The sequence below is a fragment of the Aeromonas sp. FDAARGOS 1415 genome, assembly GCF_019048365.1.
In the GTDB taxonomy this organism is placed as follows: domain Bacteria; phylum Pseudomonadota; class Gammaproteobacteria; order Enterobacterales; family Aeromonadaceae; genus Aeromonas; species Aeromonas taiwanensis.
In genome coordinates this window covers 1,742,449-1,765,181 of sequence record NZ_CP077363.1, presented here as the reverse complement: position 1 = coordinate 1,765,181, position 22,733 = coordinate 1,742,449, and the positions used below count along the sequence as shown (strand labels likewise).

The 22,733-nt window shown below is 61.0% G+C and carries 28 protein-coding genes; 14 read left to right on the top strand and 14 right to left on the bottom strand.

What is annotated here, in order from left to right; genetic code table 11:
- Positions 1–3: 3 nt before the first annotated feature.
- Positions 4–594 carry an SIS domain-containing protein gene (locus I6L45_RS08405; RefSeq protein ID WP_010675848.1) on the top strand — a complete coding sequence of 197 codons (591 nt, stop codon included), beginning with the start codon at positions 4–6 and terminating at the stop codon, positions 592–594.
- A 4-nt stretch (positions 595–598) separates the two neighbouring features.
- Positions 599–1,177 (top strand): division/outer membrane stress-associated lipid-binding lipoprotein, encoded by a 579-nt coding sequence (gene dolP / locus I6L45_RS08400; RefSeq protein ID WP_043762671.1) that lies wholly within the window; start codon positions 599–601, stop codon positions 1,175–1,177.
- A gap of 43 nt (positions 1,178–1,220) precedes the next feature.
- Here the strand turns inward: dolP and I6L45_RS08395 are convergent, their stop codons facing one another.
- From I6L45_RS08395 to zapE, 8 genes are all read right to left on the bottom strand, one after another.
- Positions 1,221–1,652, bottom strand: coding sequence for a ClpXP protease specificity-enhancing factor (locus I6L45_RS08395; RefSeq protein WP_167576546.1), 432 nt, complete (start codon positions 1,650–1,652; stop codon positions 1,221–1,223).
- Positions 1,649–2,278, bottom strand: a complete 630-nt coding sequence (gene sspA / locus I6L45_RS08390; RefSeq protein WP_039040485.1) for a stringent starvation protein SspA — start codon at positions 2,276–2,278, stop codon at positions 1,649–1,651. Before sspA ends, I6L45_RS08395 begins: the two co-directional genes overlap by 4 nt.
- Before the next feature lie 87 nt (positions 2,279–2,365).
- Positions 2,366–3,100, bottom strand: coding sequence for a cytochrome c1 (locus I6L45_RS08385; protein ID WP_210547755.1), 735 nt, complete (start codon positions 3,098–3,100; stop codon positions 2,366–2,368).
- Positions 3,097–4,314: a cytochrome bc complex cytochrome b subunit gene (locus I6L45_RS08380; protein WP_043762664.1), complete on the bottom strand. Its 1,218-nt coding sequence runs from the start codon at positions 4,312–4,314 to the stop codon at positions 3,097–3,099. Before I6L45_RS08380 ends, I6L45_RS08385 begins: the two co-directional genes overlap by 4 nt.
- 2 nt (positions 4,315–4,316) lie before the next feature.
- Positions 4,317–4,907 (bottom strand): ubiquinol-cytochrome c reductase iron-sulfur subunit, encoded by a 591-nt coding sequence (gene petA / locus I6L45_RS08375; RefSeq protein ID WP_010675854.1) that lies wholly within the window; start codon positions 4,905–4,907, stop codon positions 4,317–4,319.
- A 298-nt stretch (positions 4,908–5,205) separates the two neighbouring features.
- On the bottom strand, positions 5,206–5,598 hold the full coding sequence (gene rpsI, locus I6L45_RS08370; RefSeq protein WP_005336286.1) for a 30S ribosomal protein S9: 393 nt from the start codon (positions 5,596–5,598) through the stop codon (positions 5,206–5,208).
- 14 nt (positions 5,599–5,612) lie between these two features.
- On the bottom strand, positions 5,613–6,041 hold the full coding sequence (gene rplM / locus I6L45_RS08365) for a 50S ribosomal protein L13 (protein ID WP_005336289.1): 429 nt from the start codon (positions 6,039–6,041) through the stop codon (positions 5,613–5,615).
- A 266-nt stretch (positions 6,042–6,307) separates the two neighbouring features.
- Positions 6,308–7,402 (bottom strand): cell division protein ZapE, encoded by a 1,095-nt coding sequence (gene zapE / locus I6L45_RS08360; protein WP_216983937.1) that lies wholly within the window; start codon positions 7,400–7,402, stop codon positions 6,308–6,310.
- Positions 7,403–7,541: 139 nt separating this feature from the next.
- Between zapE and I6L45_RS08355 the strand changes: the two genes are divergently transcribed.
- The 12 genes from I6L45_RS08355 (at position 7,542) to I6L45_RS08300 (ending at position 18,526) form a co-directional block, all read left to right on the top strand.
- Positions 7,542–7,922, top strand: coding sequence for a YhcB family protein (locus tag I6L45_RS08355; RefSeq protein ID WP_216983936.1), 381 nt, complete (start codon positions 7,542–7,544; stop codon positions 7,920–7,922).
- Between the two features lie 81 nt (positions 7,923–8,003).
- Complete coding sequence (locus tag I6L45_RS08350; RefSeq protein ID WP_043762658.1) at positions 8,004–9,362, top strand: Do family serine endopeptidase; 1,359 nt, start codon at positions 8,004–8,006, stop codon at positions 9,360–9,362.
- An 89-nt stretch (positions 9,363–9,451) separates the two neighbouring features.
- Positions 9,452–10,579: an outer membrane-stress sensor serine endopeptidase DegS gene (degS, locus tag I6L45_RS08345; protein WP_134694725.1), complete on the top strand. Its 1,128-nt coding sequence runs from the start codon at positions 9,452–9,454 to the stop codon at positions 10,577–10,579.
- A 312-nt stretch (positions 10,580–10,891) separates the two neighbouring features.
- Positions 10,892–11,254 carry a PRD domain-containing protein gene (locus I6L45_RS08340; protein ID WP_043762655.1) on the top strand — a complete coding sequence of 121 codons (363 nt, stop codon included), beginning with the start codon at positions 10,892–10,894 and terminating at the stop codon, positions 11,252–11,254.
- Entirely contained in the window at positions 11,255–11,620 is a 366-nt protein-coding gene (locus tag I6L45_RS08335) for a glycine-rich SFCGS family protein (protein ID WP_216983935.1), read from the top strand.
- Positions 11,620–11,916: a DUF4312 family protein gene (locus tag I6L45_RS08330; protein ID WP_043809095.1), complete on the top strand. Its 297-nt coding sequence runs from the start codon at positions 11,620–11,622 to the stop codon at positions 11,914–11,916. The genes I6L45_RS08335 and I6L45_RS08330 overlap by 1 nt, the downstream gene beginning before the upstream one ends.
- 25 nt (positions 11,917–11,941) lie before the next feature.
- Complete coding sequence (locus tag I6L45_RS08325) at positions 11,942–12,718, top strand: DUF4311 domain-containing protein (RefSeq protein ID WP_134694721.1); 777 nt, start codon at positions 11,942–11,944, stop codon at positions 12,716–12,718.
- A gap of 11 nt (positions 12,719–12,729) precedes the next feature.
- Positions 12,730–13,380, top strand: coding sequence for a DUF4310 family protein (locus I6L45_RS08320; RefSeq protein ID WP_134694720.1), 651 nt, complete (start codon positions 12,730–12,732; stop codon positions 13,378–13,380).
- A gap of 51 nt (positions 13,381–13,431) precedes the next feature.
- Complete coding sequence (locus I6L45_RS08315) at positions 13,432–14,571, top strand: amidohydrolase/deacetylase family metallohydrolase (RefSeq protein ID WP_216983934.1); 1,140 nt, start codon at positions 13,432–13,434, stop codon at positions 14,569–14,571.
- Positions 14,555–15,670 carry a DgaE family pyridoxal phosphate-dependent ammonia lyase gene (locus tag I6L45_RS08310; RefSeq protein ID WP_216983933.1) on the top strand — a complete coding sequence of 372 codons (1,116 nt, stop codon included), beginning with the start codon at positions 14,555–14,557 and terminating at the stop codon, positions 15,668–15,670. Before I6L45_RS08315 ends, I6L45_RS08310 begins: the two co-directional genes overlap by 17 nt.
- 108 nt (positions 15,671–15,778) lie before the next feature.
- A complete protein-coding gene (locus I6L45_RS08305) occupies positions 15,779–16,519 on the top strand; it encodes a KDGP aldolase family protein (protein WP_216983932.1) in 741 nt (246 codons plus the stop codon).
- 102 nt (positions 16,520–16,621) lie between these two features.
- Positions 16,622–18,526 carry a transcription antiterminator gene (locus I6L45_RS08300; protein WP_216983931.1) on the top strand — a complete coding sequence of 635 codons (1,905 nt, stop codon included), beginning with the start codon at positions 16,622–16,624 and terminating at the stop codon, positions 18,524–18,526.
- 16 nt (positions 18,527–18,542) lie between these two features.
- On the opposite strand, the gene npr is transcribed toward I6L45_RS08300, so the two are convergent.
- From npr to lptB, 6 genes are all read right to left on the bottom strand, one after another.
- A complete protein-coding gene (npr, locus tag I6L45_RS08295) occupies positions 18,543–18,815 on the bottom strand; it encodes a PTS phosphocarrier protein NPr (RefSeq protein ID WP_010675868.1) in 273 nt (90 codons plus the stop codon).
- Positions 18,816–18,834: 19 nt separating this feature from the next.
- Positions 18,835–19,701 carry an RNase adapter RapZ gene (rapZ, locus tag I6L45_RS08290; protein ID WP_216983930.1) on the bottom strand — a complete coding sequence of 289 codons (867 nt, stop codon included), beginning with the start codon at positions 19,699–19,701 and terminating at the stop codon, positions 18,835–18,837.
- Between the two features lie 40 nt (positions 19,702–19,741).
- Positions 19,742–20,188 carry a PTS IIA-like nitrogen regulatory protein PtsN gene (ptsN, locus tag I6L45_RS08285; protein ID WP_010675870.1) on the bottom strand — a complete coding sequence of 149 codons (447 nt, stop codon included), beginning with the start codon at positions 20,186–20,188 and terminating at the stop codon, positions 19,742–19,744.
- Between the two features lie 2 nt (positions 20,189–20,190).
- Positions 20,191–20,478, bottom strand: a complete 288-nt coding sequence (gene hpf / locus I6L45_RS08280) for a ribosome hibernation promoting factor (protein WP_005305957.1) — start codon at positions 20,476–20,478, stop codon at positions 20,191–20,193.
- Positions 20,479–20,498: 20 nt separating this feature from the next.
- Positions 20,499–21,938, bottom strand: a complete 1,440-nt coding sequence (locus I6L45_RS08275) for an RNA polymerase factor sigma-54 (RefSeq protein ID WP_216983929.1) — start codon at positions 21,936–21,938, stop codon at positions 20,499–20,501.
- Positions 21,939–22,003: 65 nt separating this feature from the next.
- Positions 22,004–22,729 carry an LPS export ABC transporter ATP-binding protein gene (lptB, locus tag I6L45_RS08270; protein WP_010675872.1) on the bottom strand — a complete coding sequence of 242 codons (726 nt, stop codon included), beginning with the start codon at positions 22,727–22,729 and terminating at the stop codon, positions 22,004–22,006.
- Positions 22,730–22,733: the final 4 nt, after the last annotated feature.

Below are 22,733 nucleotides of genomic sequence, written 5' to 3'. Positions count from 1 at the left end.
CCCATGACAGATCCCATCAAAGAGAATTACACCGAGAGCATCCAGACCAAGATAGCCGCCGCAGAGGCACTGCCGGACGCCATTCACACGGCGGCCCAGATGCTGACCATCTGTCTGCTCAATGGCCACAAGGTGATGGCCTGCGGCAATGGCCCCTCCTCGGCGCTGGCACAGCTGTTCATCTCCGAGCTGGTCAACTGCTATGAGACGCCCCGCCCCTCCCTGCCTGGCCTGGCCCTGACACCGGACATGGCCACCATCAGCGCCATCGCCACGGATCACGGTTTCGAAGAGGTATATGCCAAGCAGATCCGGGCCCTGGGTCAGCCCGGCGACATCCTGGTAGTCATCACCACCACGGGCAACAGTCGCAGCCTGATCAAGGCGGCCGAGGCGGCCCTCTCCCGCGACATGACCATCATAGTGCTGGGTGGCGGAGACGGAGGAGAGATCGCCGGCCTGCTCGGCCCCAATGACGTGGAGATCCGCGTCCCCTCCGCCCGTCGCCCCCGCATTCTGGAAGTGAATCTGTTGACCCTGCACTGCCTCTGTGATCTCATCGACCAGACTCTTTTCCCGCAACAGGAAGATTGAAACCATGAACAAGAAGATACTGGTGCTTGGCCTGCTGACCGCCTCTCTGCTGCTGCAGGGCTGTGCTGCCGTCGTGGTGGGGGGCGCCGCCGGGACCGCCAAGGCGTCCGGTGATCGCCGCACCCTGGGTGCCCAATGGGACGATCAGGCCATCGAGCTGAAGGCGGCCAACCTGCTGGCCGACAACAAGCCCCTTAGCGCCGCCAGCAAGATCAGCGTCTACAGCAACAATGGCCGCGTCCTGCTGGTCGGCCAGACCCCCTCCGACACCTACAAGCAGGAAGCGGGCAAGATAGTGGCTCGTATCGAAGGGGTGCGCCACGTCTACAACGAGCTGCGTCTCGGCAAGCCGGTGAGCATCGGGGTACGCAGCAACGACACCTGGATCACCTCCAAGGTGCGGGCCGACATGCTGGCCGCCAAGAACTTCGACAGCGCCAAGGTCAAGGTCGTGACCGAGAACAGCGAGGTGTTCCTGATTGGCCTGGTGACGCGTCAGGAAGGGGATCAGGCCGTGGAGATAGCCCGCCACGTCAGTGGCGTGAGGCAGGTGATCAAGGCCTTCGAGTTCGCCCAGAACTGATCATGCAGGGGATGTAAAAAACGCAGCCATGAGGCTGCGTTTTTTATTTGATGACTTTCAGCGTTGGACGGCCCGACGGGCGCGGTGGCTCCGGTTCGGGCTCGGGCTGCGCCGTGGCCTCGGCCTGCTCCAGCCAGAGATCGTAGCCCGGCTCCGGCGGGAACAGTGTGCCTACGCCGTTCTCCCGGGCATGGATGGCAAGAATGGCCGCCATCGGGATATAAACCTGCTGCGACACGCCACCGAAGCGGGCGTTGAAGCTGACGGCATCATTGTCCATGTGGAACTGGCCGACGGCTCGGGGAGCGATGTTAAGGACGATCTGACCATCCTGCACAAACTGCATCGGCACCATCACATGGGGAATGTTCGCATTGACCACCAGATGGGGGGTCAGATCGTTATCCAGCAACCAGTCAAAAAACGCCCGCAGCAGATACGGGCGACTGGGTGTCATTGTCGGCTCCATGCTCATACGCCGGCACGGATCTCGCGCTCGGCTTCGGTCAGGGAGGCCTGGAAAGACTCACGTTCGAACAGACGCACCATGTAGGCCTTCAGCTCCTTGGCGCCACGACCGGTGAAGTCGATGCCCAGGCTTGGCAGACGCCACAGCAGCGGGGCCATGTAGCAGTCGACCAGACCGAACTCTTCACTCATGAAGTAAGGCATCTCGCCGAAGATGGGGGCGATGGCCAGCAAATTGTCACGCAGCTCGGCGCGGGCGGCTTCGGTATCGGTGCCTGCCATGATCTTGTCGGCCAGGGAGTACCAGTCCAGCTCGATACGGTGCATCATCAGACGGCTGTTGCCGCGCGCCACCGGATAGACCGGCATCAGGGGCGGATGCGGGAAACGCTCGTCCAGATACTCCATGATGATGCGCGAGGTGTACAACGCCAGCTCGCGATCCACCAGGGTCGGCACAGTGTTGTACGGGTTCAGCTCGGCCAGCTCGTCCGGCAGGTTGGCAGGATCAACCTGGCAGATATCCACGCTAACACCCTTCTCCGCCAGGACAATGCGCACCTGATGGCTGAACATATCGTTGGCACCGGAAAACAGCGTCATTACCGAACGCTTATTGGCAGCTACAGCCATTGAACCCTCCCGTCATTAAAAAGCAGAAACGGCAATGAAGCATGTCTGTCTTCATTGCCGTGCGTCATATTACTCCGATCTGGTCGCTTAGTGAACGTCGCGCCAGAACTCCTTCTTCAACAGCACAGTGAAGATGAAGAAGATAGCGATGAAACCGAGTACCCAGAAGCCCATGCGTTCGCGCTCCTGCTGCACCGGCTCAGCCGAGTAGACCAAGAAGTTTACCAGATCCAGCACCGTCTGATCATATTCTTCGTTGTTCATTTCACCGTTGCCGTCAGATTTGATGCTGGCAACCTGCTGGACATCGACGCCATCGACCTTGTGGGTCGCGAATTCTGCACGGGGCGTCCCCTGCAGCGGCTCCAGCACATGTGGCATGCCCACCGATGGGAAGACAGCGTTGTTTACCCCGAACGGCCGGGTCTCATCCACATAGAAAGAGCGCAGATAGGTATACACCCAGTCGGCCCCCCGTACCCTGGCCACCAGGGTCAGGTCGGGCGGCGGCGCACCGAACCAGCGTGCCGCGTCCTTCTCGGACATGGCGCTCTTCATCAGATCGCCGATCTTGGCGCCTGTGAAAATCAGGTTCTCCTTCATCAACTCTTCCGGAATGCCGATGTCGGCTGCCACCCGGTTGTAACGTTGATACTGGGTGGAGTGGCAACCGGCGCAGTAGTTCATGAAGGTGGTAGCGCCCCTTTGCAGGGATGCCTTGTCACTCAGGTCATATTCCGCCTTGTCGAGCGGGAAGCCACTGCCTGCGGCCAACACCAGGCCGGGCAGAAGGGCCAGCACTGCAAAAATTATTCTTTTCATTTGAATGTCACCCTCTCCGGCAGCGGCTTGGTGCTCTCATTCTTGCTGTAGAAGAACAACAGGACGAAGAACCCGAAATAGCCCAGTGAACAGACCTGTGCGATCAGGGTCAGTGTCGGAGTCGATGGCAGCACGCCCAGCACCCCCAGGATGATGAAGCAGACCACGAACTGGGCGATATTCAACTTGTGCAGGGTGCTGCGATAGCGCACCGAACGCACCTTGCAGCGATCCAGCCAGGGCAGCAGGAACAGCACCACGATGGAGAGGCCCATCATGATGACCCCGAGCAGCTTGTCCGGAACCGCGCGCAGGATGGCGTAGAAGGGAGTGAAGTACCAGACCGGGGCAATGTGCTCCGGAGTCTTCAGACCGTTCGCCACCTCAAAGTTCGGCTTCTCGAGGAAGTAGCCCCACATATCCGGCTTGAAGAAGATGATGGCGCAGAACAGGAACAGGAAACCTGCCACCCCGATCATGTCCTTGACCGTGAAGTAGGGGTGGAACGCCACCGCATCCAGCGGCCAGCCTTTTTCATCCTTGTGCTTCTTGATGTCGATGCCGTCCGGGTTGTTCGACCCCACCTCGTGCAGCGCCAGGATATGCATGGCCACCAGCATCACCAGTACCAGCGGCAGCGCAATGACGTGCAGCGCGAAGAAGCGGTTCAGGGTGGCACCGGAGATGACGTAGTCACCGCGGATCCACAAGGTCAGATCGTCACCGATGACCGGGATAGCGCCAAACAGCGAGATGATGACCTGAGCTCCCCAGAAGGACATCTGGCCCCATGGCAGCAGGTAACCCATGAAGGCTTCCGCCATCAGCACCAGGAAGATCAGCATGCCGAAGATCCACAGCAGCTCGCGCGGCTTCTGGTAAGAGCCGTAGATCATGCCGCGGAACATGTGCAGATAGACCACCACAAAGAAGGCGGAGGCGCCGGTGGAGTGCATGTAACGCAGCAGCCAGCCGTAATCCACATCCCGCATGATGTACTCGACGGAGGCAAAGGCGCCTTCCGCAGAGGGGTTGTAGTTCATGGTGAGCCAGATGCCGGTGATGATCTGGTTGACCAGCACCAGCATGGCGAGGGAACCGAAGAAGTACCAGAAATTCAGGTTCTTGGGAGCCGGATACTTGGCCATGTGATCGTTGTACATGGCCGTGAGCGGGAAACGATCGTCAATCCAGCCCATGAGTTTGGCAAACATGGTCAGGCCTCCTTGCCATCGGCACCCACCAGAATGGTGGTGTCGCTAAGAAATTGGTATGGCGGGATGACCAGGTTCAGCGGCGCAGGCACGCCCTGGAACACCCGACCGGCCATGTCGAACTTGGAGCCATGGCATGGGCAGAAGAAGCCGGAGGTCACCCCTTGCACCTGCTCGCCGAAGCTGTCAGGCAGGTAGGAGGGGGAGCAACCCAGGTGAGTACAAATACCGACCGCCACGAAGATTTCCGGCTTGATGGATCTGTAGCCATTGTGGGCGTAGTCCGGTTGTTGTGGTTCGTCGGAGGCAGGATCCCGCAACTTGTCGTCGTGTGCGGCCAGGGCATCCAGGGTCTGCTTGGTGCGCTTCACCACCCAGACAGGCTTGCCACGCCACTCGACCCGGATCAGCTGACCCGGCTCCAACTTGCTGATATCCACCTCTACCGGTGCCCCCGCCGCCTTGGCTTTGGCACTCGGATTCCATGACTTTATAAACGGCACTGCGGTAAAAGCAGCTCCTACACCGCCAACGGCAACCGTTGACCAGGTAAGAAATCTGCGGCGACCGGTATCAACTGGCGCATTGCTCATCCAAAAACTCTCCCATGTGGACTCCGCTCATTCTTATAGTGTCCCCGTTTCCTATCTCCTCTCCCTGACAACTGCGGTGGAAGCGGAGTGGCAATTGACACAGAAAGACCATGGAAATTTTAAAGAAAAGATAACAATTTGACAAGAAAGGGAAGCGATGGGCAAAAACAATAAATACACAAATTTTTGTCTTTTGTGACGTGTGCTTAGCATTAGTGCATGGAAGATTACCAATAAAAAAAGCCTGGCACATGGCCAGGCTTTTTTGACACTCGTGAGAGTGCGTACCAAAAGCGAATTAACGCTTGGAGTACTGCGGACGCTTACGCGCTTTGTGCAGACCGACTTTCTTACGCTCAACCTTACGGGCATCGCGAGTAACAAAGCCAGCTTTACGCAGTTCGGAACGCAGGGTCTCGTCGTACTGCATCAGAGCACGAGTGATACCGTGGCGGATCGCACCAGCTTGACCGGAGATGCCACCACCGTTAACGGTGATGTACAGATCCAGTTTCTCGGTCATCTCTACCAGCTCCAGCGGCTGACGAACTACCATGCGGGCAGTCGGACGGCCGAAGTATTGCTCCAGGGAGCGCTGGTTGATTACGATTTTACCGCTACCCGCTTTGATGAAGACGCGAGCAGTGGAGCTTTTGCGACGGCCGGTACCGTAGTATTGATTTTCTGCCATGTTGCCAGTTCCCGTTAGATATCCAGTACTTGAGGTTGCTGAGCAGCATGAGCGTGCTCTGCGCCTGCGTAAACTTTCAGCTTACGGAACATGGCACGGCCCAGCGGGCCCTTCGGCAGCATGCCCTTGACGGCAGCTTCGATTACCATTTCCGGCTTACGCTGAATCAGCTTGTCAAAGCTGATGGACTTGATACCACCCGGGAAACCGGAGTGAGCGTGGTACATTTTGTCGGTAAATTTCTTACCGGTTACGTGTACCTTCTCGGCGTTTACAACGATGATGTAGTCACCGGTGTCAACGTGCGGAGTGTACTCGGCTTTGTGCTTACCACGCAGACGAGCAGCGATCTCGGTTGCGATACGACCCAGAGTTTTACCTTCTGCGTCCACAATGTACCAGTCACGTTTTACGGTTTCTGGCTTGGCAACGAAAGTTTTCATTAAGTTAAACCCAATTACCTGTTACAGACCCAATTGCTTATGGGGGCTCTCCCACAAACAACAAACGATGGCCTACCTGTACCCCTTCGAATACAAGTAAAGCTTAAAGTGTTGCTGTCTTATCGACAGCTGTAACGTGGGCCGGGCGATTATAAGTGAAGTTGCCTTAAATATCACCTGCTAATTTCACTGCCATGAAGCTAGCAAATGTCGCCCGGCCCTACCTGCCGCAGATGCCCATCCGACTGGCAGGCGCGGTATTGTGACTAAGGAAGGTGCACTCTTGCAAGGTATTCGTGCGATTGCATCTCCTGGAGCCGTGAAAGACAGCGCTTGAATTCGAAATTCAGCAGGCCATCCCCGTATAGCTCGGCCATGGGCACCGATGCCGACAGGATGAGCTTGACGTGCCGCTCGTAGAACTCGTCCACCATGGCGATGAAGCGGCGGGCGGCATCGTCCGTGCCTGTGCCCATGGGCTGCACGTTGGCTAGCAGGACGGAGTGAAACTCCCGGGCCAGTTCGATGTAATCCCCTTGGGAGCGCGGGGTGCAACAGAGCTGTTCGAACTCCATGTAAAGCACCCCCTCCCCCATACCCAATACGCTCAGCTGGCGGTGGTTGACCTCCAGCACGGCGGTTGTCGCCTGCGCCATACCGGTCAGTTGTCCGAAATAGCGGTCCAGGTTGGTCCTGGCCTGCTGATCCAGCGGGAAATGGTAGATCTCAGCCTGCTCCAGCGTGCGCAAGCGATAGTCGGTACCACCATCCACGTTCAGTATTTCGCAATGGCGCTCGATGAGGGCGATGGCAGGCAGGAAGCGCGCCCGCTGCAGGCCGTTGCGATAGAGATCCTTGGGCGGGATGTTGGAAGTGGCCACCAGCACCACGCCATGGCCGAACAGCGCCTGGAACAGGGTACCCAGCAGCATGGCATCCGTAATGTCGGAGACGAAGAACTCGTCGAAGCAGATGACATCGACCTCACTGGCCAGCTTGCTGGCGATGAGCTTGAGAGGGTCTGCCTGGCCGGTCAGTCCCTTGAGCTCGTCATGCACCCGGTGCATGAACCGGTGGAAGTGGACACGCAGCTTGCGCTCTCCGGGCAGGCTGTCAAAGAAAGTATCCATCAGCCAGGTCTTGCCTCTGCCCACGCCGCCCCACATATATAACCCCTGGATGGGGTCGCGGCTCTTCGGCTTTTGAAGCCAGCCCAGCAGACTGCGGGATCTGGTCGGAGTCGGGCTGGCGCACAGATCCTGATAGAGTCGTTCCAGGCGGGTCACGGCCATTGCCTGGGCCGGGTCGGCCACAAAGCCGGGACGCTGCAAATCCTGCTGATATTTTTGCTGCGGGGTCATCCTGTAAACCGCCTCCAAGTCCCTGAATGAGGGACAAAATGGTATCACGCTCTCGGGGGGCACGGTATAGTGCCAGCGAGGCGTTGCGGTCAATCCGACCGTTTCAAATTCATCGATTTAGCTGTAACAAGGAGCTTCTATGACTCTGTTTAACGGGATCCTGCTGGCGATTGCCGCCCTGATCATCGGCGTAGTGATCGGCCGTTTCTCTGTCCGCAGCCGGGATGCCGGACGCCTGGAACAAGAACTGAAGAAGGCTCACAAGGAGCTGGAAAGCTATCAGGGCCAGATCACCACCCACTTCGCCGACAGCGCCGCCCTGATGGAGCAGCTGGCCGAGCAGTACCAGACCCTCTATCGCCACATGGCAGAGCAGAGCAAGTTCCTGGCCAAGGTACAGGAGCCGCTGTTCCGCGAGCCCGAAATGGAGGATGCAAACGAAACCACTTCCAGCGAGGAACCGGGTCAGCCTCCCCGCGACTACGCGGGTGCCTCCGGTCTGCTCAAGCAACCAGGCTAGTCTCTGCTGGAACTAATTACGCCTTATCGTGGTCAGACCTTGACGATTGCACTGCAACTTTTTCTGGGAGCTGTTTCTCATATGCGTAAATCTCTTTCTGTATTCAGTGTCTTAGCCCTCAGTGTCGGTATCGCCATGTCCGCAGCACCGGCGCAAGCCGCCCTGCCCCTGCTGGCGAACAACCAGGAGATGCCGAGCCTGGCCCCCGTACTCGAGCAGGTGACCCCTGCCGTGGTCAACATCTCCGTCTCTGGCAAGAAGATCACCCGCCAGCGCCTGCCGGAACAATTCCGCTTCTTCTTCGGTCCCAACATGCCTGACGAGCAGGTGAGCGAGCAGCCCTTCCAGGCGCTCGGTTCCGGCGTCATCATCGATGCCAAGAAGGGCTATGTGATCACCAACGCTCACGTGGTCCACGAGGCGGACGAGATCAAGGTCAACTTGAAGGATGGTCGTGAATATGCGGCCAAGAAGATCGGGGAAGACAAGCAGTCGGACATCGCTCTGCTGCAAATCAAGGCCGAGGATCTGGTGCAGATCAAGTTCGCCGACTCCGACGAGCTCCGCGTCGGTGACTACGCGCTGGCCATCGGCAACCCGTTCGGCCTGGGCCAGACAGTGACCTCCGGCATCGTCAGTGCGCTCGGTCGCAGCGGCCTGAACATCGAAAATCTGGAAAACTTCATCCAGACCGATGCGGCCATCAACTCCGGCAACTCCGGCGGCGCCCTGCTCAACCTGCGCGGGGAGCTGATCGGCATCAACACCGCCATCCTGGGTCCGAATGGCGGCAACATCGGCATCGGCTTTGCCATCCCGTCCAACATGGTACGCGACCTGTCAGAGCAGATCGTGAAGTACGGTGAAGTGCGCCGCGGCCAGCTGGGGATCACCGGCACCGAGCTCACCTCCGAGATTGCCAAGACCTTCGGCTACAACAAGAAGGACGGTGCCTTCGTCAATCAGGTCATGCCTGATTCCGCAGCCGCCAAGGCGGGCATCAAGGCGGGCGACATCATCATCAGCATCGATGGCAAGCCTATCCGCTCCTTCGGTGAGCTGCGTGCCAAGATCGCCACCATGGGGGCCGACAAGCAGGTCTCTCTCGGCCTTATCCGCGACGGCAAGGAGCAGACCGTCAAGGTCACCCTGAAGAAGGCGGATGACAGCGAGATGCTTGCCAGCGCCCTGCACCCGGCTCTGGAAGGCGCCAAGCTCAGCACCATCACCGATCCCGTCACCGGCGTCGCCGTCTCCGACATCGATCCGCGCTCCCCTGCCGCCGCCTCCGGCCTGCAGAAGGGCGACATCATCATCGGGGTCAACCGCCTGCGTATCAACTCCATGGGCGAGCTGACCAAGGCACTGAAGAACAAGCCGGAAGTCCTGGCGCTGAACATCCAGCGCGGCGACTCCTCGCTCTATTTGGTGATCCGTTAAGTCCCTCACACCCGCGGCGACCGCCGCGGGTGATTTTTATCCATCGATAGTGTTATTCTCTGCGCGCAGCGTGTACGGACGAGAATGACATGAAAATCCCACCTTTGATCAGTTACTTGGGCAAGTCTGTCGGCTTTGGCCTCACCGTGGCTGCACTCCTGTTGTTGCTGTTTCCCAGTTTTCGCGGAGGCGCGCACCTGCCGGGCCTCATCACCAATGCCCGTGAACTGAGCTTCTCCTACGCCGCCCACCGGGCCGGCCCTGCCGTCGTCAACATCTACACCCGCAGTTTCGCCGGCAATCGCGGCGAGAAGGTCGAACTCAGGCCTCAGGGACTGGGCTCCGGCGTCATCATGAACCAGCGCGGTCACGTGCTGACCAACTATCACGTCATCGCCGATGCGGATCAGATCATCGTCGCCCTGCAGGATGGCCGGGTGTTCAGCGCCGAGCTGGTCGGCACCGACAAGTTGACTGATCTGGCGGTGCTCTACATCGAGTCGGACAACCTGCCGGTGATCCCGCAGGATCCGGATAGGCTGCCGGACGTGGGGGACGTGGTGCTCGCCATCGGCAACCCCTACAACGTCGGCCAGACCATCACCCAGGGCATCATCAGCGCCACCGGCCGCATCGGCCTCTCCAGCATGGGGCCGGACAGCAACGGCCGGCAGGATCTGCTGCAGACCGACGCCGCCATCAACGAGGGCAACTCCGGAGGAGCCCTGGTCAACGGCCGCGGCGATCTGGTGGGCATCAACACCGCCGCCTATCACCTCAACGGCAACCAGGAGAGCTACGGCATCAGCTTCGCCATTCCCTACAAGCTGGCCAAGCGCATCATGGATGAGCTGATCGCCAACGGCAGGGTCATTCGCGGCTACCTCGGCATCTCCAGCGTCGAGATCAACCCCATAGTGGCGCGCATGCTGAACCTGGGGGATCTGCAGGGCCTGGTGGTGGAGAGCCTGGATCCCAACGGCCCCGCCACCAAGGCCGGTCTCAAGCGTGGGGACGTGCTGCTCAAGATCAACGGCGAGGCTATCACGGGCGTGCGTCCCGTCATGGACAAGATCGTCGAGAGCCGCCCAGGCACCAAACTCACCATCTCGGTGATCCGCAACGGCAAACCGCTGGACGTCGACGTCGTCATCGAAGAGGACCTGCGCTACCAGAATCAGAACCTGCCGACCAGCGGCGCCGTCCCCGCCACCTGACGGCAAGCCGATCGGAGAAGGGCCCTGGGGGCCCTTTTTTTGAGCCTGCCAGCCATGGACCACTCTCCGTTCGTGAACCTTCTCACACTTCTTGCCTGAGGTTTTTCGGCGGCAGGCGCCACCAAAATGCGCTCCGGATCACAGCGTACCGGCGTTCTTGGCCCCACTTTCTCGCGCCCCGCCACAAAAACAGTCTCTTGTGACGCCATTCCACCCGAATTTCCGGTTCGAATCGGAAAAAGCCTGCCTCCTCCCTCCCGCGCCCCCGCCTTAAGGTACCTCCATCCTTTCTGCCAGCCTGGAGAGCAGACCTTGAATACCGACCCCCATGACAGCCCCCTGACCCCGGACAGCCCGGCGCTGCTGCGCAAGACCGATCTCACCCTGGCCCGCATCCATAACCTGCTGGCGGATCAGGGCATACGGCCCAACGAGGTACAGCTGCAGATGCTGGCTTCCCACGTCAAGGCCATGGTGTGGCGCTCCCATAGCGGGGAATCCCTGCCGGAGGTCGACCTCAGCCTGTTCGAGGAGATCTCCCCCCTCTCCCTGCGCCTCGCCGAACAGGTCGTCAGCTGGCTGGAGCGACTCGCCTACGAGGAGGCGCACCTCCTGTCCGTCCATTTCGAAGTTGCCAAAGAAAATGAACTCAGCTCAGTCAAAGGAGAAAGCTAAATGACAGCCATCAAACTCGTGATTGGAGATCGTCTCGGCAAGGGTCAGAAGGTGGGAGCGGGCGCAGAAGCCGCCGGTGCTGCCGTGACCGTGATCCCCGGCATGGCCGCCGACATGAAGCTCGGTGATGTGATGAACAGGGAGCAGGCCGATCTCGGCATCTCCTTCTGCGGCAGCGGTGGCGCCGGCGCCATCACCGCCCAGACCAAGTACGGCTACAAGTGCCGCTACGGCATGCGCTCCATCGAGGAGGGCATCACCGCCATCAACGAGGGGTGCGTGGTGCTGGGCTTCGGCTTCATGGACAAGGAAGAGCTAGGCCAGAAGCTCGTCGAGGCCTTCGCCAAGAAACACGGACGCGCCTGATGAAAGAACACTTCACCACCCAGGTGACCGTCAACGGCAAGGGGGCGACCCGCCAGCAGGCGTTCGCCGCCGCCCTCAGCCAGGTGCAACCCGGCCTGCTCAAGGAGAACCCCCGGGTGATGCTGCGCATCGAGCCGCTCGAGGTCGAGGTGCTTGAGGCCGAGGAGTCGGTAAGGGTGGAGAAGTTCCTGTTCTTCTTCCTGCCGCGCCAGCGCCGCGAGTTCCGGGTCCGGCTGGCGATCACCGTCAAGGTCACCAGCCTGGACGTCGACAAGGTGAACTTCACCCTGATCTGACCCCACAACCAAAAGGACAACTTGGATGTTTCTAATCATTTTGATGAAGTCACTCATCATCGGCGGCCTGGTCGGCGTCGGGGTGGGGGCAGGCGCGGCGCGGATGTTCCACGCCCCGACCGTACAAGGCATGGGGGCCTTCCGCACCCTGGGCGAGCTCAACTCCTGCGAGGGGGATCCCGCCTCCCATTTCTCGTTCGGTCTGGGCTTCTTCTTCAACGCCTGGGCCTCCACGGTCGCGGCCGGGGCCTTCACCCAGGACGTGGATCACCGCATTCTGCCGAACTGGGGCGCGGCAGCCCTCATGATCAAGAACCGGGATCTCGCCACCACCCTGCATGACCCGAAGAAGATGGCCATCGCCTGCGGCATCATAGGGGCCATCGTGGTCGCCTTCCTCAACAGCACCGCCGCCGCCGTGCCCGCCGCCCTGCAGGTCACCGCGGTCAAGGTACTGGTGCCGGCCGCCAACCTGCTGGTCAACACCGTCATGCCGGTGATCTTCTGGCTGGCCGCCATCGAGGCGGGCAAGAAGTCCGGTTTCTGGGCCACCATCTTCGGCGGTCTGGCGCAGCTCATCATGGGCAACGCCGTGCCGGGTCTGGTGCTCGGCATCCTGATCGGCAAGGGGGTGGAAGAGAGTGGCTGGAACCACGTCACCCGCGTCATGATGAGCGCCATCGTGCTGCTGTTCGTGCTGAGCGGCTTCTTCCGCGGCTTTGACATGAAACTGATCGAGTCCTTCCACCTGGGCATCCCCCTGTGGCTGGAAAACGTCCACAACCTGCTGAGCGGCAAATAAGGGGTCACACCATGGATGAGAAACTGAGAAATAACTTCTGGTATGCCGACTGGTCCTTCCCCATCTTCGTCGGCCTGCTCTCCTCCGGCGTCTTCGCCGGTACCCACATGTTCTACCTCTACGGGGTCGGCGCGTTCAACGAGGTCGCCTTCGTCGCCATGCTCAAGGCCGGGATGGACACGGGTGCCTACGGCGCGGTGGCCGCCTTTGGCGCCAGCTTCCTGTTTGCCCGCATCATCGAGGGCTCCCTGGTGGGGATACTGGACATCGGCGGCGCCATCCAGACCGGGGTGGGCCTTGGCGTGCCCGCCCTGCTGCTGGGGGCCGGGATCGTCTACCCGGTGGAGAACTTCACCGCCTCCCTGGTCACCGGCATGGCGATTGGCCTGGCCATCGGCTACGTGATCATCCTGGCGCGCAAGTTCACCATCAACCAGAGCAACTCCACCTACGGGGCGGACGTCATGATGGGGGCCGGCAACAGCTCCGGCCGCTTCCTCGGCCCCCTCATCATCCTCTCCGCCATGGGCGCCTCCATCCCCATCGGGATAGGCTCCCTGCTGGGCGCCCTGGTGTTCTACCTCTGGGAGAAACCCATCACGGGGGGCGCCATCCTGGGAGCCATGCTGTTCGGCACCTTCTTCCCCATCGCCCTGGCATAAGCCGGCGCCACACCCGCCGCCCTTAGGGGCGGCACTGTCGAGGTCACCAGCATGTACGACACGATCATCAGGGCGGGACGCCTGGGAAACGGGCAGCTCGTCGACATCGCCATCAAGAATGGCAAGATAGCGGCGCTGGGTTCGCTGCCAGAGAGCACGGAGACGAAGCAAACCCTCACTCTGGCCGGACAGGTCCATGTGAGCGCCGGCTGGATCGACGGCCACACCCACTGCTACCCCGCCTCCCCCATCTATTGCGATGAACCGGACAAAGTGGGGGTAGCGTCAGGTGTCACCACCGTCATCGACGCCGGCAGCACCGGGGCCGACGACGTGGACGACTTCCAGCGGATCGCCGCCGGCTGCAAGACCCGGGTCCACGCCCTGCTCAACATCTCCCGCATCGGCCTCTTGCGCCAGAACGAGCTGGCCAATCCCGCTGACATCGACCCCGCCCTCGCCCAGGCCGCCATCCGGCGCCACCCCTCCTTCATCGTCGGCATCAAGGCGCGTATGAGCGGCAGCGTGGTGGGCGAGAGCGGCCTGCAGCCCTTGCGCGTGGCCAAGCAGATCCAGCGGGACAATGGCAACCTGCCGCTGATGGTGCATGTGGGCAACACGCCGCCGGATCTCGACGAGATCGTCGCCCTGCTGGGGGATGGCGACCTGCTGACCCACTGCTTCAATGGCAAGCCGAACCGCATCCTGACTCCGGCGGGTGAACTGCGCCAGGCGGTGCGCGAGGCGATGCAGCGAGGACTGTTGCTCGACATCGGCCACGGCGGCGCCAGCTTCAGCTTCGAGGTGGCGGAGCTGGCCATCCGCCAGGGGATCCTGCCCCACACCATCAGCTCCGACATCTACTGCAAGAACCGCATCAAGGGGCCCGTCTACAGCCTGGCCCACGTGATGTCGAAATTCCTCGCCATCGGCATGACCCTGGAACAGGTGCTCGCCTGCGTCACCCACCAGGCCGCCGATGCCCTGCGCCTGCCCGGCAAGGGGCGCCTCGAGGTGGGCGCCGATGCCGACCTGACCCTGTTCCAGGTCGCAAGCGACCCGATTCTCTTTGCCGATACCGAGGCCGCTACCCGCCACGGCGACCGGCAACTGCTCCCCCTCGCCGCCCTGGTCGGCGGCGAACTGGTTCTGACTCACAACGGGAAATCACACCATGCCTTCTGTGTATGAGAAATATCAGCTCAAACCGGTGATCAACGCCTCCGGGCGCATGACCCTGCTCGGCGTCTCCACCCCCGAGCAGGAGGTGGTCGACGCGGTCAACTTCGGCCTGGGTCACTACTTCGAGGTCAAAGACTTGATCGACAAGACCGGCGCCTACATCGCCGGCCTGCTGGGGGCCGAGGATGCGGTGGTGGTATCCTGCGCCAGCGCCGGCATCGCCCAGTCGGTGGCCGCCATGATAGTGCGCGGCGACCCCTACCGCCTCGAGCAGTTACACGCCCATGACCACGGGGTACCAAGCGAGATCGTGCTGCCCAAGGGGCACAATGTGAACTTTGGCGCCCCCGTCGGCACCATGGTCAGCCTGGGGGGTGGCAAGGTGGTGGAGGCAGGCTATGCCAACGAGTGCTCTGCCGCCCAGCTGGCCGCCGCCATCAATGCCAATACCGCCGCCATCCTCTATATCAAGTCCCACCACTGCGTGCAGAAGAGCATTCTGTCGGTGACCGAGGCGGCCGAGGTAGCCAGGGTCCACGGGCTCCCGCTCATCGTCGATGCGGCGGCGGAGGAGGATCTGCACCTCTACTACAACCAGGGAGCGGATCTCGTCATCTATAGCGGGGCCAAGGCCATCGAGGGGCCCACCAGCGGGCTGGTGCTCGGCAAACGCCAGTATGTGGCGTGGGTCAAGCAGCAGGGCAACGGCATCGGGCGCGCCATGAAGGTAGGCAAGGAGGGGATCCTCGGCCTGACTCACGCCATCGAGCGCTACCTGGCCAAAGAGAAGGAGAGCGGCGCCGACATGGTCGCCAAGATGACCCCCTTCATCGAAGGCCTCAACCAGTTGCCCGGCGTCACCGCCAGGGTGGTATGGGACAGCGCTGGGCGTGACATCGCCCGCACCGACATCGCCTTCGACCACCAGCAGATCGGCATGACCACGATGCAGGTCGTTGCCCGCCTGCAGCAGGGCACGCCGGCCATCTACTGTCGCGGCTACAAGGCCAACGAGGGCCACATCGAGATCGACGTGCGCAGCGTTACCGTCCCCCAGCTAGATCAGATCCATGCCGCCATTGCCCACCTCGTTCAGGAGAACAACTGATGTCACTGACTCCCAATTACTACCGCGATCAGATTTGCCTCAACGCGTTACCGGGTTTCACACAGCATGCCGTCGTCGACAGCCACCTCTAATCCAGGAGAACTCCTTATGTCTCTTACGCCCAATTACTACCGCGATCGGGTCTGCCTCAACGTGCTGGCTGGCTCCAGAGAGAATGCCGTCGAGATTTATGAAGCCGCCGAGGGCCACGTGCTGGTCGGCGTGCTCTCCAAGAACTACCCGGATGTCCCTGTCGCCGTCGCCGACATGAAGGAGTATGCGGCGCTCATCGACAACGCCCTCTCCATCGGGTTGGGAGCAGGTGATCCGCGCCAGTCCGCCATGGTGGCCGAGCTGGCCCGCCAGCTGCAGCCCCAACACGTCAACCAGGTGTTCACCGGCGTCGGTGCCAGCCGGGCGCTGCTCGGTCAGTCTGCCACCCTGGTGAACGGCTTGATCTCCCCCACCGGCACGCCGGGCATGGTGAAGATCTCCACCGGTCCCCTGAGCAGCCAGCAGCCGGACGGCATAGTGCCCATCGACACCGCCATCGCCCTGCTCAAGGACATGGGCGGCAACTCGGTCAAGTTCTTCCCCATGGGCGGGCTGGCCTGCCGCGCCGAGTATCAGACTGTGGCCGAGGCCTGCGCCCGCCACGGCTTCTGGCTGGAGCCCACTGGCGGCATCGATCTGGACAACTTCGAGGAGATAGTGCGGATCGCGCTGGATGCCGGGGTCGAGAAGGTGATCCCCCACGTCTACAGCTCCATCATCGATAGCGCAAGCGGTCAGACCCGGCCCGAGGACGTGCGCACCCTGCTCACCATGGTGAAGGGGCTGCTGGCCTGATAGCCAGGGGCACCGGTCCGATCACTGACCGGTGCCTGGCTTGTCATTGACCCCCTTGTTAACATCGACCCACAGTGCGCGACAGGAGTCCCCTTTTCCCCCATGATCAAGCTGCCCCACCCCAGGCTCCACCAACTGCTGGTCCTGCTCCACGCCGAGCCCTTGCCTCAGGAGGAGCTGGCCCGCCGCCTCAATGTCTCCACCCGCACCGTGCGCACCGACGTGGCGACCCTGAACGAGCTCATCACCACCCAGGGCGCCCATCTGATCCACCAGCGTGGCAGCGGCTACCAGCTCAAGATCTACAATCAGGGGCTGTTCGACGCCTTGCTGGCGGCACAGGGGCAGGAGAGCGCCCTGCCCCGCACCAGCCGCGAGCGGGTGCTGCACCTGCAGATCCTGCTGCTGACGGCGGAACAGGGGATCAAGCTCGACGAGTTGGCGGACACCTGGTACCTGAGCAGGGCGGCACTGCAGGGAGACATGGCTGAGGTGCGGGAGCGGCTCGCTCACTTCGGGCTCGCCATCGACAGCAAGCCGAGGCTCGGGATGCGCATTCAGGGAAACGAGACGGCGATCCGCGCCTGCCTCACCCAGCTGCTCTGTCAGGAACTGTTGCAACAGCATCCGCTCCAGAGCCTGCTGCCTACCCTCTGCCCCAGCAAGACGCTGGAGGTAGTGGGCAATCACATTCACGAACAGCTCAGCCGACATCAGCTGCGCCTCGCCGACGAGAGCCTGCAGCAAGTCACCGTCTACTGCGCCGTCGCCCTGCTTCGGCAAGCTTCCGGCCATGAACTGATCCAGTTTGCCAGCGACGACATCACCCCGCCTCTGGCGGCAGTGGCCCGCGATATCTATGCCGCCCTGCCCACCCTGACGCCACCGGGGGAGGAGGAGATCGCCTGCCTCGCCATCCAGATCCAGGCCCGTCTCACGGCCGACACCCCCCAGCTCGGACCGTCCATGGCCGCCGAGAGCAAGCAGCTGACGGAGCACCTGCTGGCCTACATCCACCAGCACTACCCCTATGACCTTCGCGGCGATCCTCAGCTGCGGGCCGATCTGCAGACCCATATCAGCGCCATGCTGCTGCGGGTCAAGTACCAGATCGGCAGCCACAACCCGCTGGCGGACCACATCAAGCAGTACTACCCCCTTGCCTACGACATCACCCTGGCCGCCATCTCGGAGTGGATCAGGCAGACCCCGTACCGGCTGACCCACCATGAAATCGGCTACCTGGTGATCCACATCGGGGTCGGGCTTGAGCGCCACTACGACATCGGTTACGCCCGGCGCCCCCAGGCGCTGCTGCTGTGCGACGCGGGCAATGCCACCTTCCGGGTACTGGAGGCGCGCATCCGGCGGGAGTACCCCCAACTTCAGCTGATGACACTGGAGTCGGTACGGGATTATGAAGGGCTGGCGCGGGTCGAGCAGGACTTTGTCATCAGCACCGTCAAGGTGAGCGAGAAGAACGTCCCCGTGGTGCAGGTAGCCCCCTTCCCGACCCAGTATCAGCTGGAGCAGCTCGGCAAGCTGGTGCTCATCGATCGCACCCGCCCCTATCTGCTCGACAAGTATTTCGATGCCGAGCACTTCATGGTGGTCAGGGAGCCGATCACTCAGGACGAGCTGTTTGCCCGCATCTGCTCCCAGCTGGAGCGCGAGGACCTGGTGGAGAGCGGCTTTCGGGGATCCCTGCTCGAGCGGGAGCGCATCGTCTCCACCATGCTGGGGGAAGGCATCGCCCTGCCTCACTCCCTCGGTCTGCTGGCGCACCGTACCCTGGTCTATACCGTACTGGCACCCCAGGGGATCGACTGGAGCAATGGCGAGACCGCTACCCTCATCTTCGTGCTGGCCATCGCCAAGGCCGACTATGAGGAGGCGATGGGGCTCTACGACCTGTTTCTGGCGCTGATGAACGAAAAAGCCAGCAGGAACCTGCTGGCTTGTCGGGACTTTGCCACCTTCAAGGCGCTGGCGCGTTGCGCCTCCTGAGGCGAGGCGGGGCCGCTTACTCCTCGTTGAAACCCGAGGTAAACAGCGCCACCACGGCGGCCAGGGCCTCCACCTCTTCGGGGCCCTCCACCTGCACCTCCACCTGCTTGCCTTGGGCGGAGTCCAGCATCAGCAGGCCGATCACGCTGTCCGCGTCGGCCTCGACCCCTTCCTCGTTGCGCAGCAGCACGTGGGCATCGAACCCCTGCACCAGCTCGAACAGCATCATGGCCGGTCTGGCGTGGATGCCTAGCTTGTTTTTGACTTCTACCGAGGCGGAAACTGTCATCTGAGCATCCTGTGGTCTGTCAGGCCTGAGTGGACCGCTTGTCCAGCGTGCGGTGGCGGATCTGCACGTTCTTGCCAAGCAGCCGGAATGCGCTGGCCAGCCGCTCTGCGATGAACACCGATCTGTGCTGGCCACCGGTACAACCGATCCCGACCGTCACATAGCTGCGGTTGTTGCGCTCCAGGTGGGGCAGCCAGGTCGCCAGCATGTTCTCGATCTGCTGGATGAACAGCATGACATCCGGCTGGCTCGAGAGGTAGTTGGCCACAGGCTCGTCCTGGCCGGTGAAGGGCTTGAGCTCCGGGATCCAGTGGGGATTGGGCAGGAAGCGGGCATCAAACACGAAGTCCGCATCCTTGGGGATGCCGTACTTGAAGCCGAACGACTCGAACACCAGCACCAGCTCGTTTTCCTTCTTGCCGAGCACCCGGGTCTTGATGAGCTCGCTGAGGTCGTGAATGCTGAGGTTGGTGGTGTCGATGCGCAGGTCGGCGGTCGAGGAGAGGGGCGCCAGCAGGTGGGTCTCTTCCCGGATCGCCTCGTCCAGGGACAGCTTGTTCCGTGACAGGGGATGCAGACGGCGGCTCTCGCCGTAGCGCTTGAGCAGGGTCGTGTTGTCCGCATCGAAGAAGAAACTCGAAAACTCCACCCGCCCCTCGTTGCGGACCTGGCTCAGCAGGCTCTCCAGCCTGTCAGGCTGGGCGGGCAGGTTGCGCACGTCGATGCTGACCGCCAGCTTGTCATACTGGCTCTCCACCGACACGATAAGCTGGGGCAGCAGGTTGACCGGCAGGTTGTCTACGCAGTAATACCCCAGATCCTCCAGCACCCTCAGGGCTACCGTCTTACCGGAGCCCGAACGGCCGCTTACCACTATTAACTGCATCTTGTCCCCTCACGCCAACGTGGCTGTGTCAGACCCGGCCTCAGGCCGACGTCATGATCTGATAGAGTTCTTCGTCGCTGGTCGCCTGGCGCAATTGGCGGCAGACGGCCTTGTCACCCAGCTTGGATGCCATCAGGGAAAGAGTCTTGAGATGCTGCTTGCACTCGCTTTCCGGCACCAGCAATGCAAAGAGCAGGTCAACCGGTTGATTGTCGATCGAATCGAAAGGAATGGGTTCGGAGAAGGTCATCAACACGGCGGTCGGCGCAAATGCGTCGTCGATCCGGCCGTGGGGAATGGCAATACCGGCACCGATACCGGTACTGCCCATCTTTTCCCGCGCCAGCAGGCTTTCAAACAGGACCTGGCGGGAGGCGCCGAGGCGCTCTGCGGCCAGTTCACTGATGATCTCGAGCGCGCGTTTCTTGCTGGTACAAGGGACCGCACTCTTGGTGCAGTCCCGACTCAGTATGTGTTCAAGTTGCATAGTTATTTTTGATTTAACTTATCTTTGTGCTTGATGATCTGCCGATCCAGTTTATCCAGCAGGGTATCAATCGCCGCATACATGTCGGCATGCTGCGAATTGGCGAACACCTCACCCCCGCTGACGTGCAGCTTGGCTTCGGCGATCTGGTTCAGTTTTTCGACGCTCAACACCACATGCACGTTGTTGATATGGTCAAAGTGACGCTCGAGTTTGGCAAATTTGTTGTTCACATAATCACGCAGAGCTTCGGTAATCTCGACATGGTGTCCGGTCAGGTTAATTTGCATAACGTCTTCCTTTTGTTTGCCTAAACCAGGCGTTTGCGCTGATTGGATGGCGGGATCAACAAGGATTCACGGTACTTTGCGATCGTGCGTCTCGCCACCATAATACCCTGTTCGGCCAGCAAATCCGCGATCTTGCTATCACTAAGCGGCTTGGCGGGGTTCTCCGCCGTCACCAGCTTCTTGATCAGGGCGCGAATAGCGGTCGATGAGCACTCTCCTCCTCCCTCCGTATTGACGTGACTGGAGAAAAAAAACTTCAGTTCAAAAATGCCGCGAGGCGTGTGCATGTACTTCTGGGTCGTGACCCGCGAGATGGTCGACTCATGCATCTCCACCGCCTCGGCGATGTCGTTGAGCACCATGGGTTTCATCGCCTCTTCACCATACTCGAAGAAGCCCTGCTGCTGCTCGACGATGCAGCTGGCCACCTTGAGCAGGGTGTCGTTGCGACTCTCCAGACTCTTGATGAACCATTTGGCTTCCTGCAGGTGGGAGCGGATGAACTGGGTATCCGTGCTGCTGCGGGCATTGCGTGCCATGGCCGCATAGGCCTCATTGACACGAATGCGCGGCGCCGAATCCGGGTTGAGCTCCACCACCCACTTGCTGCCCTTCTTGACCACGGACACATCCGGAATCACGTATTGGGATTCGCTCTGGATGATGCCGTTGCCGGGCCTGGGCTCCAGCTGCTGGATGAGATCCAGCACCTCCTTGAGGTCGATCTCCTTGAGCCGGGTCTTACGTGCCAGAGTGCGATAGTCGCGATTGCCAAGCAAGTCCATGTGCTCGCGGATCACCTCCCTGGCCTCGTTGAGCCAGGGCAACTCGGGCGAATACTGGCCGAGCTGGATAAGCAGGCACTCCTGCACCGAGCGGGCGGCGATGCCGACCGGATCGAAATGCTGCACCCGCTTGAGTACCGCTTCGATCTCATCCAGTTCAACTTCTACCTCTTCGCTGCTGACTGCAGCCTGAATGTCCTCGAGAGAAGCGGTCAGATAGCCGGATTCATCGATGGCATCGATGATGGCAAGCGCGATGGCGGCGTCCACATCGCTGAAGGGGGTGAGACGCATCTGCCACAGCAGGTAGTCCTGCAGGTTCTCGGTGGTTTCACCCTGATAGAGGCTCTCCTCCCCGTCGTGGATCGGGCCTGCACTCTGGGCCGTACCGGCCGAATAGACCTCGTCCCAGGTGGTGTCGACAGGGAGCTCGTCCGGCATCTTGTCCTGTGCCATGGCATCGCTGGAGTCGAGCTGACTAGCATCGTGTGGCTCCGCCTCACTGGTTTCCTGCGCATCGTTCTCCTCTTGCTCCAGCAAGGGGTTGTTGTCGAGCGCTTGCTGAATTTCCTGCTGGAGTTCCAGGGTGGAGAGCTGGAGCAGACGAATCGCTTGTTGTAATTGTGGCGTCATGGTCAGTGACTGACCGAGGCGCAACTGTAATGTCGGCTTCATCTACGTCGGGATATCCTTATGTTCAGCGAGGCGGTCACCTAACAAAAATGAGGGGTGCCCCCTTACTATAGACTGAATTGATCGCCCAAATAGACGCGCTTGACCTGTTCATCGGCAAGGATGTCGGCCGGGGCGCCCTCGGCAATCATCTTGCCGTGGCTGACGATGTAGGCCTTCTCGCACACGTCCAGCGTCTCTCTGACGTTGTGGTCGGTGATCAGCACACCCAGCCCGCGTTCTTTCAGGTGCTGGATGATCTTCTTGATATCAATGACGGAAATAGGATCCACACCTGCGAAGGGCTCATCCAGCAGGATGAACCGCGGCTCAGCAGCCAGCGCACGGGCAATCTCCACCCGGCGCCGCTCCCCGCCCGAGAGGCTCTGCCCCAGGCTATCGCGGATGTGGGTAATGTTGAACTCTTCCAGCAACTGTTCGACCTTATCCTCCCGCTCTTCCCGGCTCAACCCCTTGCGGGTCTGCATGACCCCCATCAGGTTGTCGAACACCGAGAGGCGCCGGAAGATGGAGGCCTCCTGTGGCAGGTAGCCGATGCCATTGCGCGCCCGGATGTGCATGGGCTGCAGGCTGATGTCCTGCTCGTCGATGGTGATGAGACCGGCATCCCGCTGCACCAGACCCACGATCATGTAGAAGGAGGTGGTCTTGCCCGCCCCGTTAGGACCGAGCAGGCCCACGATCTGGCCCGTTCCCACCTCCAGGCTCACATCGCTGACCACCATGCGGCGCTTGTAGCTCTTCTGCAACCCCGTTGCTTTTAACACTGCCATGGCT

Bases quoted from the DNA above. Each gene is read 5' to 3' on its own strand.
- I6L45_RS08405 (WP_010675848.1), top strand. From the start codon at position 4: ATGACAGATCCCATCAAAGAGAATTACACCGAGAGCATCCAGACCAAG.
- dolP (WP_043762671.1), top strand. From the start codon at position 599: ATGAACAAGAAGATACTGGTGCTTGGCCTGCTGACCGCCTCTCTGCTG.
- I6L45_RS08395 (WP_167576546.1), bottom strand. From the start codon at position 1,652: ATGAGCATGGAGCCGACAATGACACCCAGTCGCCCGTATCTGCTGCGG.
- sspA (WP_039040485.1), bottom strand. From the start codon at position 2,278: ATGGCTGTAGCTGCCAATAAGCGTTCGGTAATGACGCTGTTTTCCGGT.
- I6L45_RS08385 (WP_210547755.1), bottom strand. From the start codon at position 3,100: ATGAAAAGAATAATTTTTGCAGTGCTGGCCCTTCTGCCCGGCCTGGTG.
- I6L45_RS08380 (WP_043762664.1), bottom strand. From the start codon at position 4,314: ATGTTTGCCAAACTCATGGGCTGGATTGACGATCGTTTCCCGCTCACG.
- petA (WP_010675854.1), bottom strand. From the start codon at position 4,907: ATGAGCAATGCGCCAGTTGATACCGGTCGCCGCAGATTTCTTACCTGG.
- rpsI (WP_005336286.1), bottom strand. From the start codon at position 5,598: ATGGCAGAAAATCAATACTACGGTACCGGCCGTCGCAAAAGCTCCACT.
- rplM (WP_005336289.1), bottom strand. From the start codon at position 6,041: ATGAAAACTTTCGTTGCCAAGCCAGAAACCGTAAAACGTGACTGGTAC.
- zapE (WP_216983937.1), bottom strand. From the start codon at position 7,402: ATGACCCCGCAGCAAAAATATCAGCAGGATTTGCAGCGTCCCGGCTTT.
- I6L45_RS08355 (WP_216983936.1), top strand. From the start codon at position 7,542: ATGACTCTGTTTAACGGGATCCTGCTGGCGATTGCCGCCCTGATCATC.
- I6L45_RS08350 (WP_043762658.1), top strand. From the start codon at position 8,004: ATGCGTAAATCTCTTTCTGTATTCAGTGTCTTAGCCCTCAGTGTCGGT.
- degS (WP_134694725.1), top strand. From the start codon at position 9,452: ATGAAAATCCCACCTTTGATCAGTTACTTGGGCAAGTCTGTCGGCTTT.
- I6L45_RS08335 (WP_216983935.1), top strand. From the start codon at position 11,255: ATGACAGCCATCAAACTCGTGATTGGAGATCGTCTCGGCAAGGGTCAG.
- I6L45_RS08330 (WP_043809095.1), top strand. From the start codon at position 11,620: ATGAAAGAACACTTCACCACCCAGGTGACCGTCAACGGCAAGGGGGCG.
- I6L45_RS08325 (WP_134694721.1), top strand. From the start codon at position 11,942: ATGTTTCTAATCATTTTGATGAAGTCACTCATCATCGGCGGCCTGGTC.
- I6L45_RS08320 (WP_134694720.1), top strand. From the start codon at position 12,730: ATGGATGAGAAACTGAGAAATAACTTCTGGTATGCCGACTGGTCCTTC.
- I6L45_RS08315 (WP_216983934.1), top strand. From the start codon at position 13,432: ATGTACGACACGATCATCAGGGCGGGACGCCTGGGAAACGGGCAGCTC.
- I6L45_RS08310 (WP_216983933.1), top strand. From the start codon at position 14,555: ATGCCTTCTGTGTATGAGAAATATCAGCTCAAACCGGTGATCAACGCC.
- I6L45_RS08305 (WP_216983932.1), top strand. From the start codon at position 15,779: ATGTCTCTTACGCCCAATTACTACCGCGATCGGGTCTGCCTCAACGTG.
- I6L45_RS08300 (WP_216983931.1), top strand. From the start codon at position 16,622: ATGATCAAGCTGCCCCACCCCAGGCTCCACCAACTGCTGGTCCTGCTC.
- npr (WP_010675868.1), bottom strand. From the start codon at position 18,815: ATGACAGTTTCCGCCTCGGTAGAAGTCAAAAACAAGCTAGGCATCCAC.
- rapZ (WP_216983930.1), bottom strand. From the start codon at position 19,701: ATGCAGTTAATAGTGGTAAGCGGCCGTTCGGGCTCCGGTAAGACGGTA.
- ptsN (WP_010675870.1), bottom strand. From the start codon at position 20,188: ATGCAACTTGAACACATACTGAGTCGGGACTGCACCAAGAGTGCGGTC.
- hpf (WP_005305957.1), bottom strand. From the start codon at position 20,478: ATGCAAATTAACCTGACCGGACACCATGTCGAGATTACCGAAGCTCTG.
- I6L45_RS08275 (WP_216983929.1), bottom strand. From the start codon at position 21,938: ATGAAGCCGACATTACAGTTGCGCCTCGGTCAGTCACTGACCATGACG.
- lptB (WP_010675872.1), bottom strand. From the start codon at position 22,729: ATGGCAGTGTTAAAAGCAACGGGGTTGCAGAAGAGCTACAAGCGCCGC.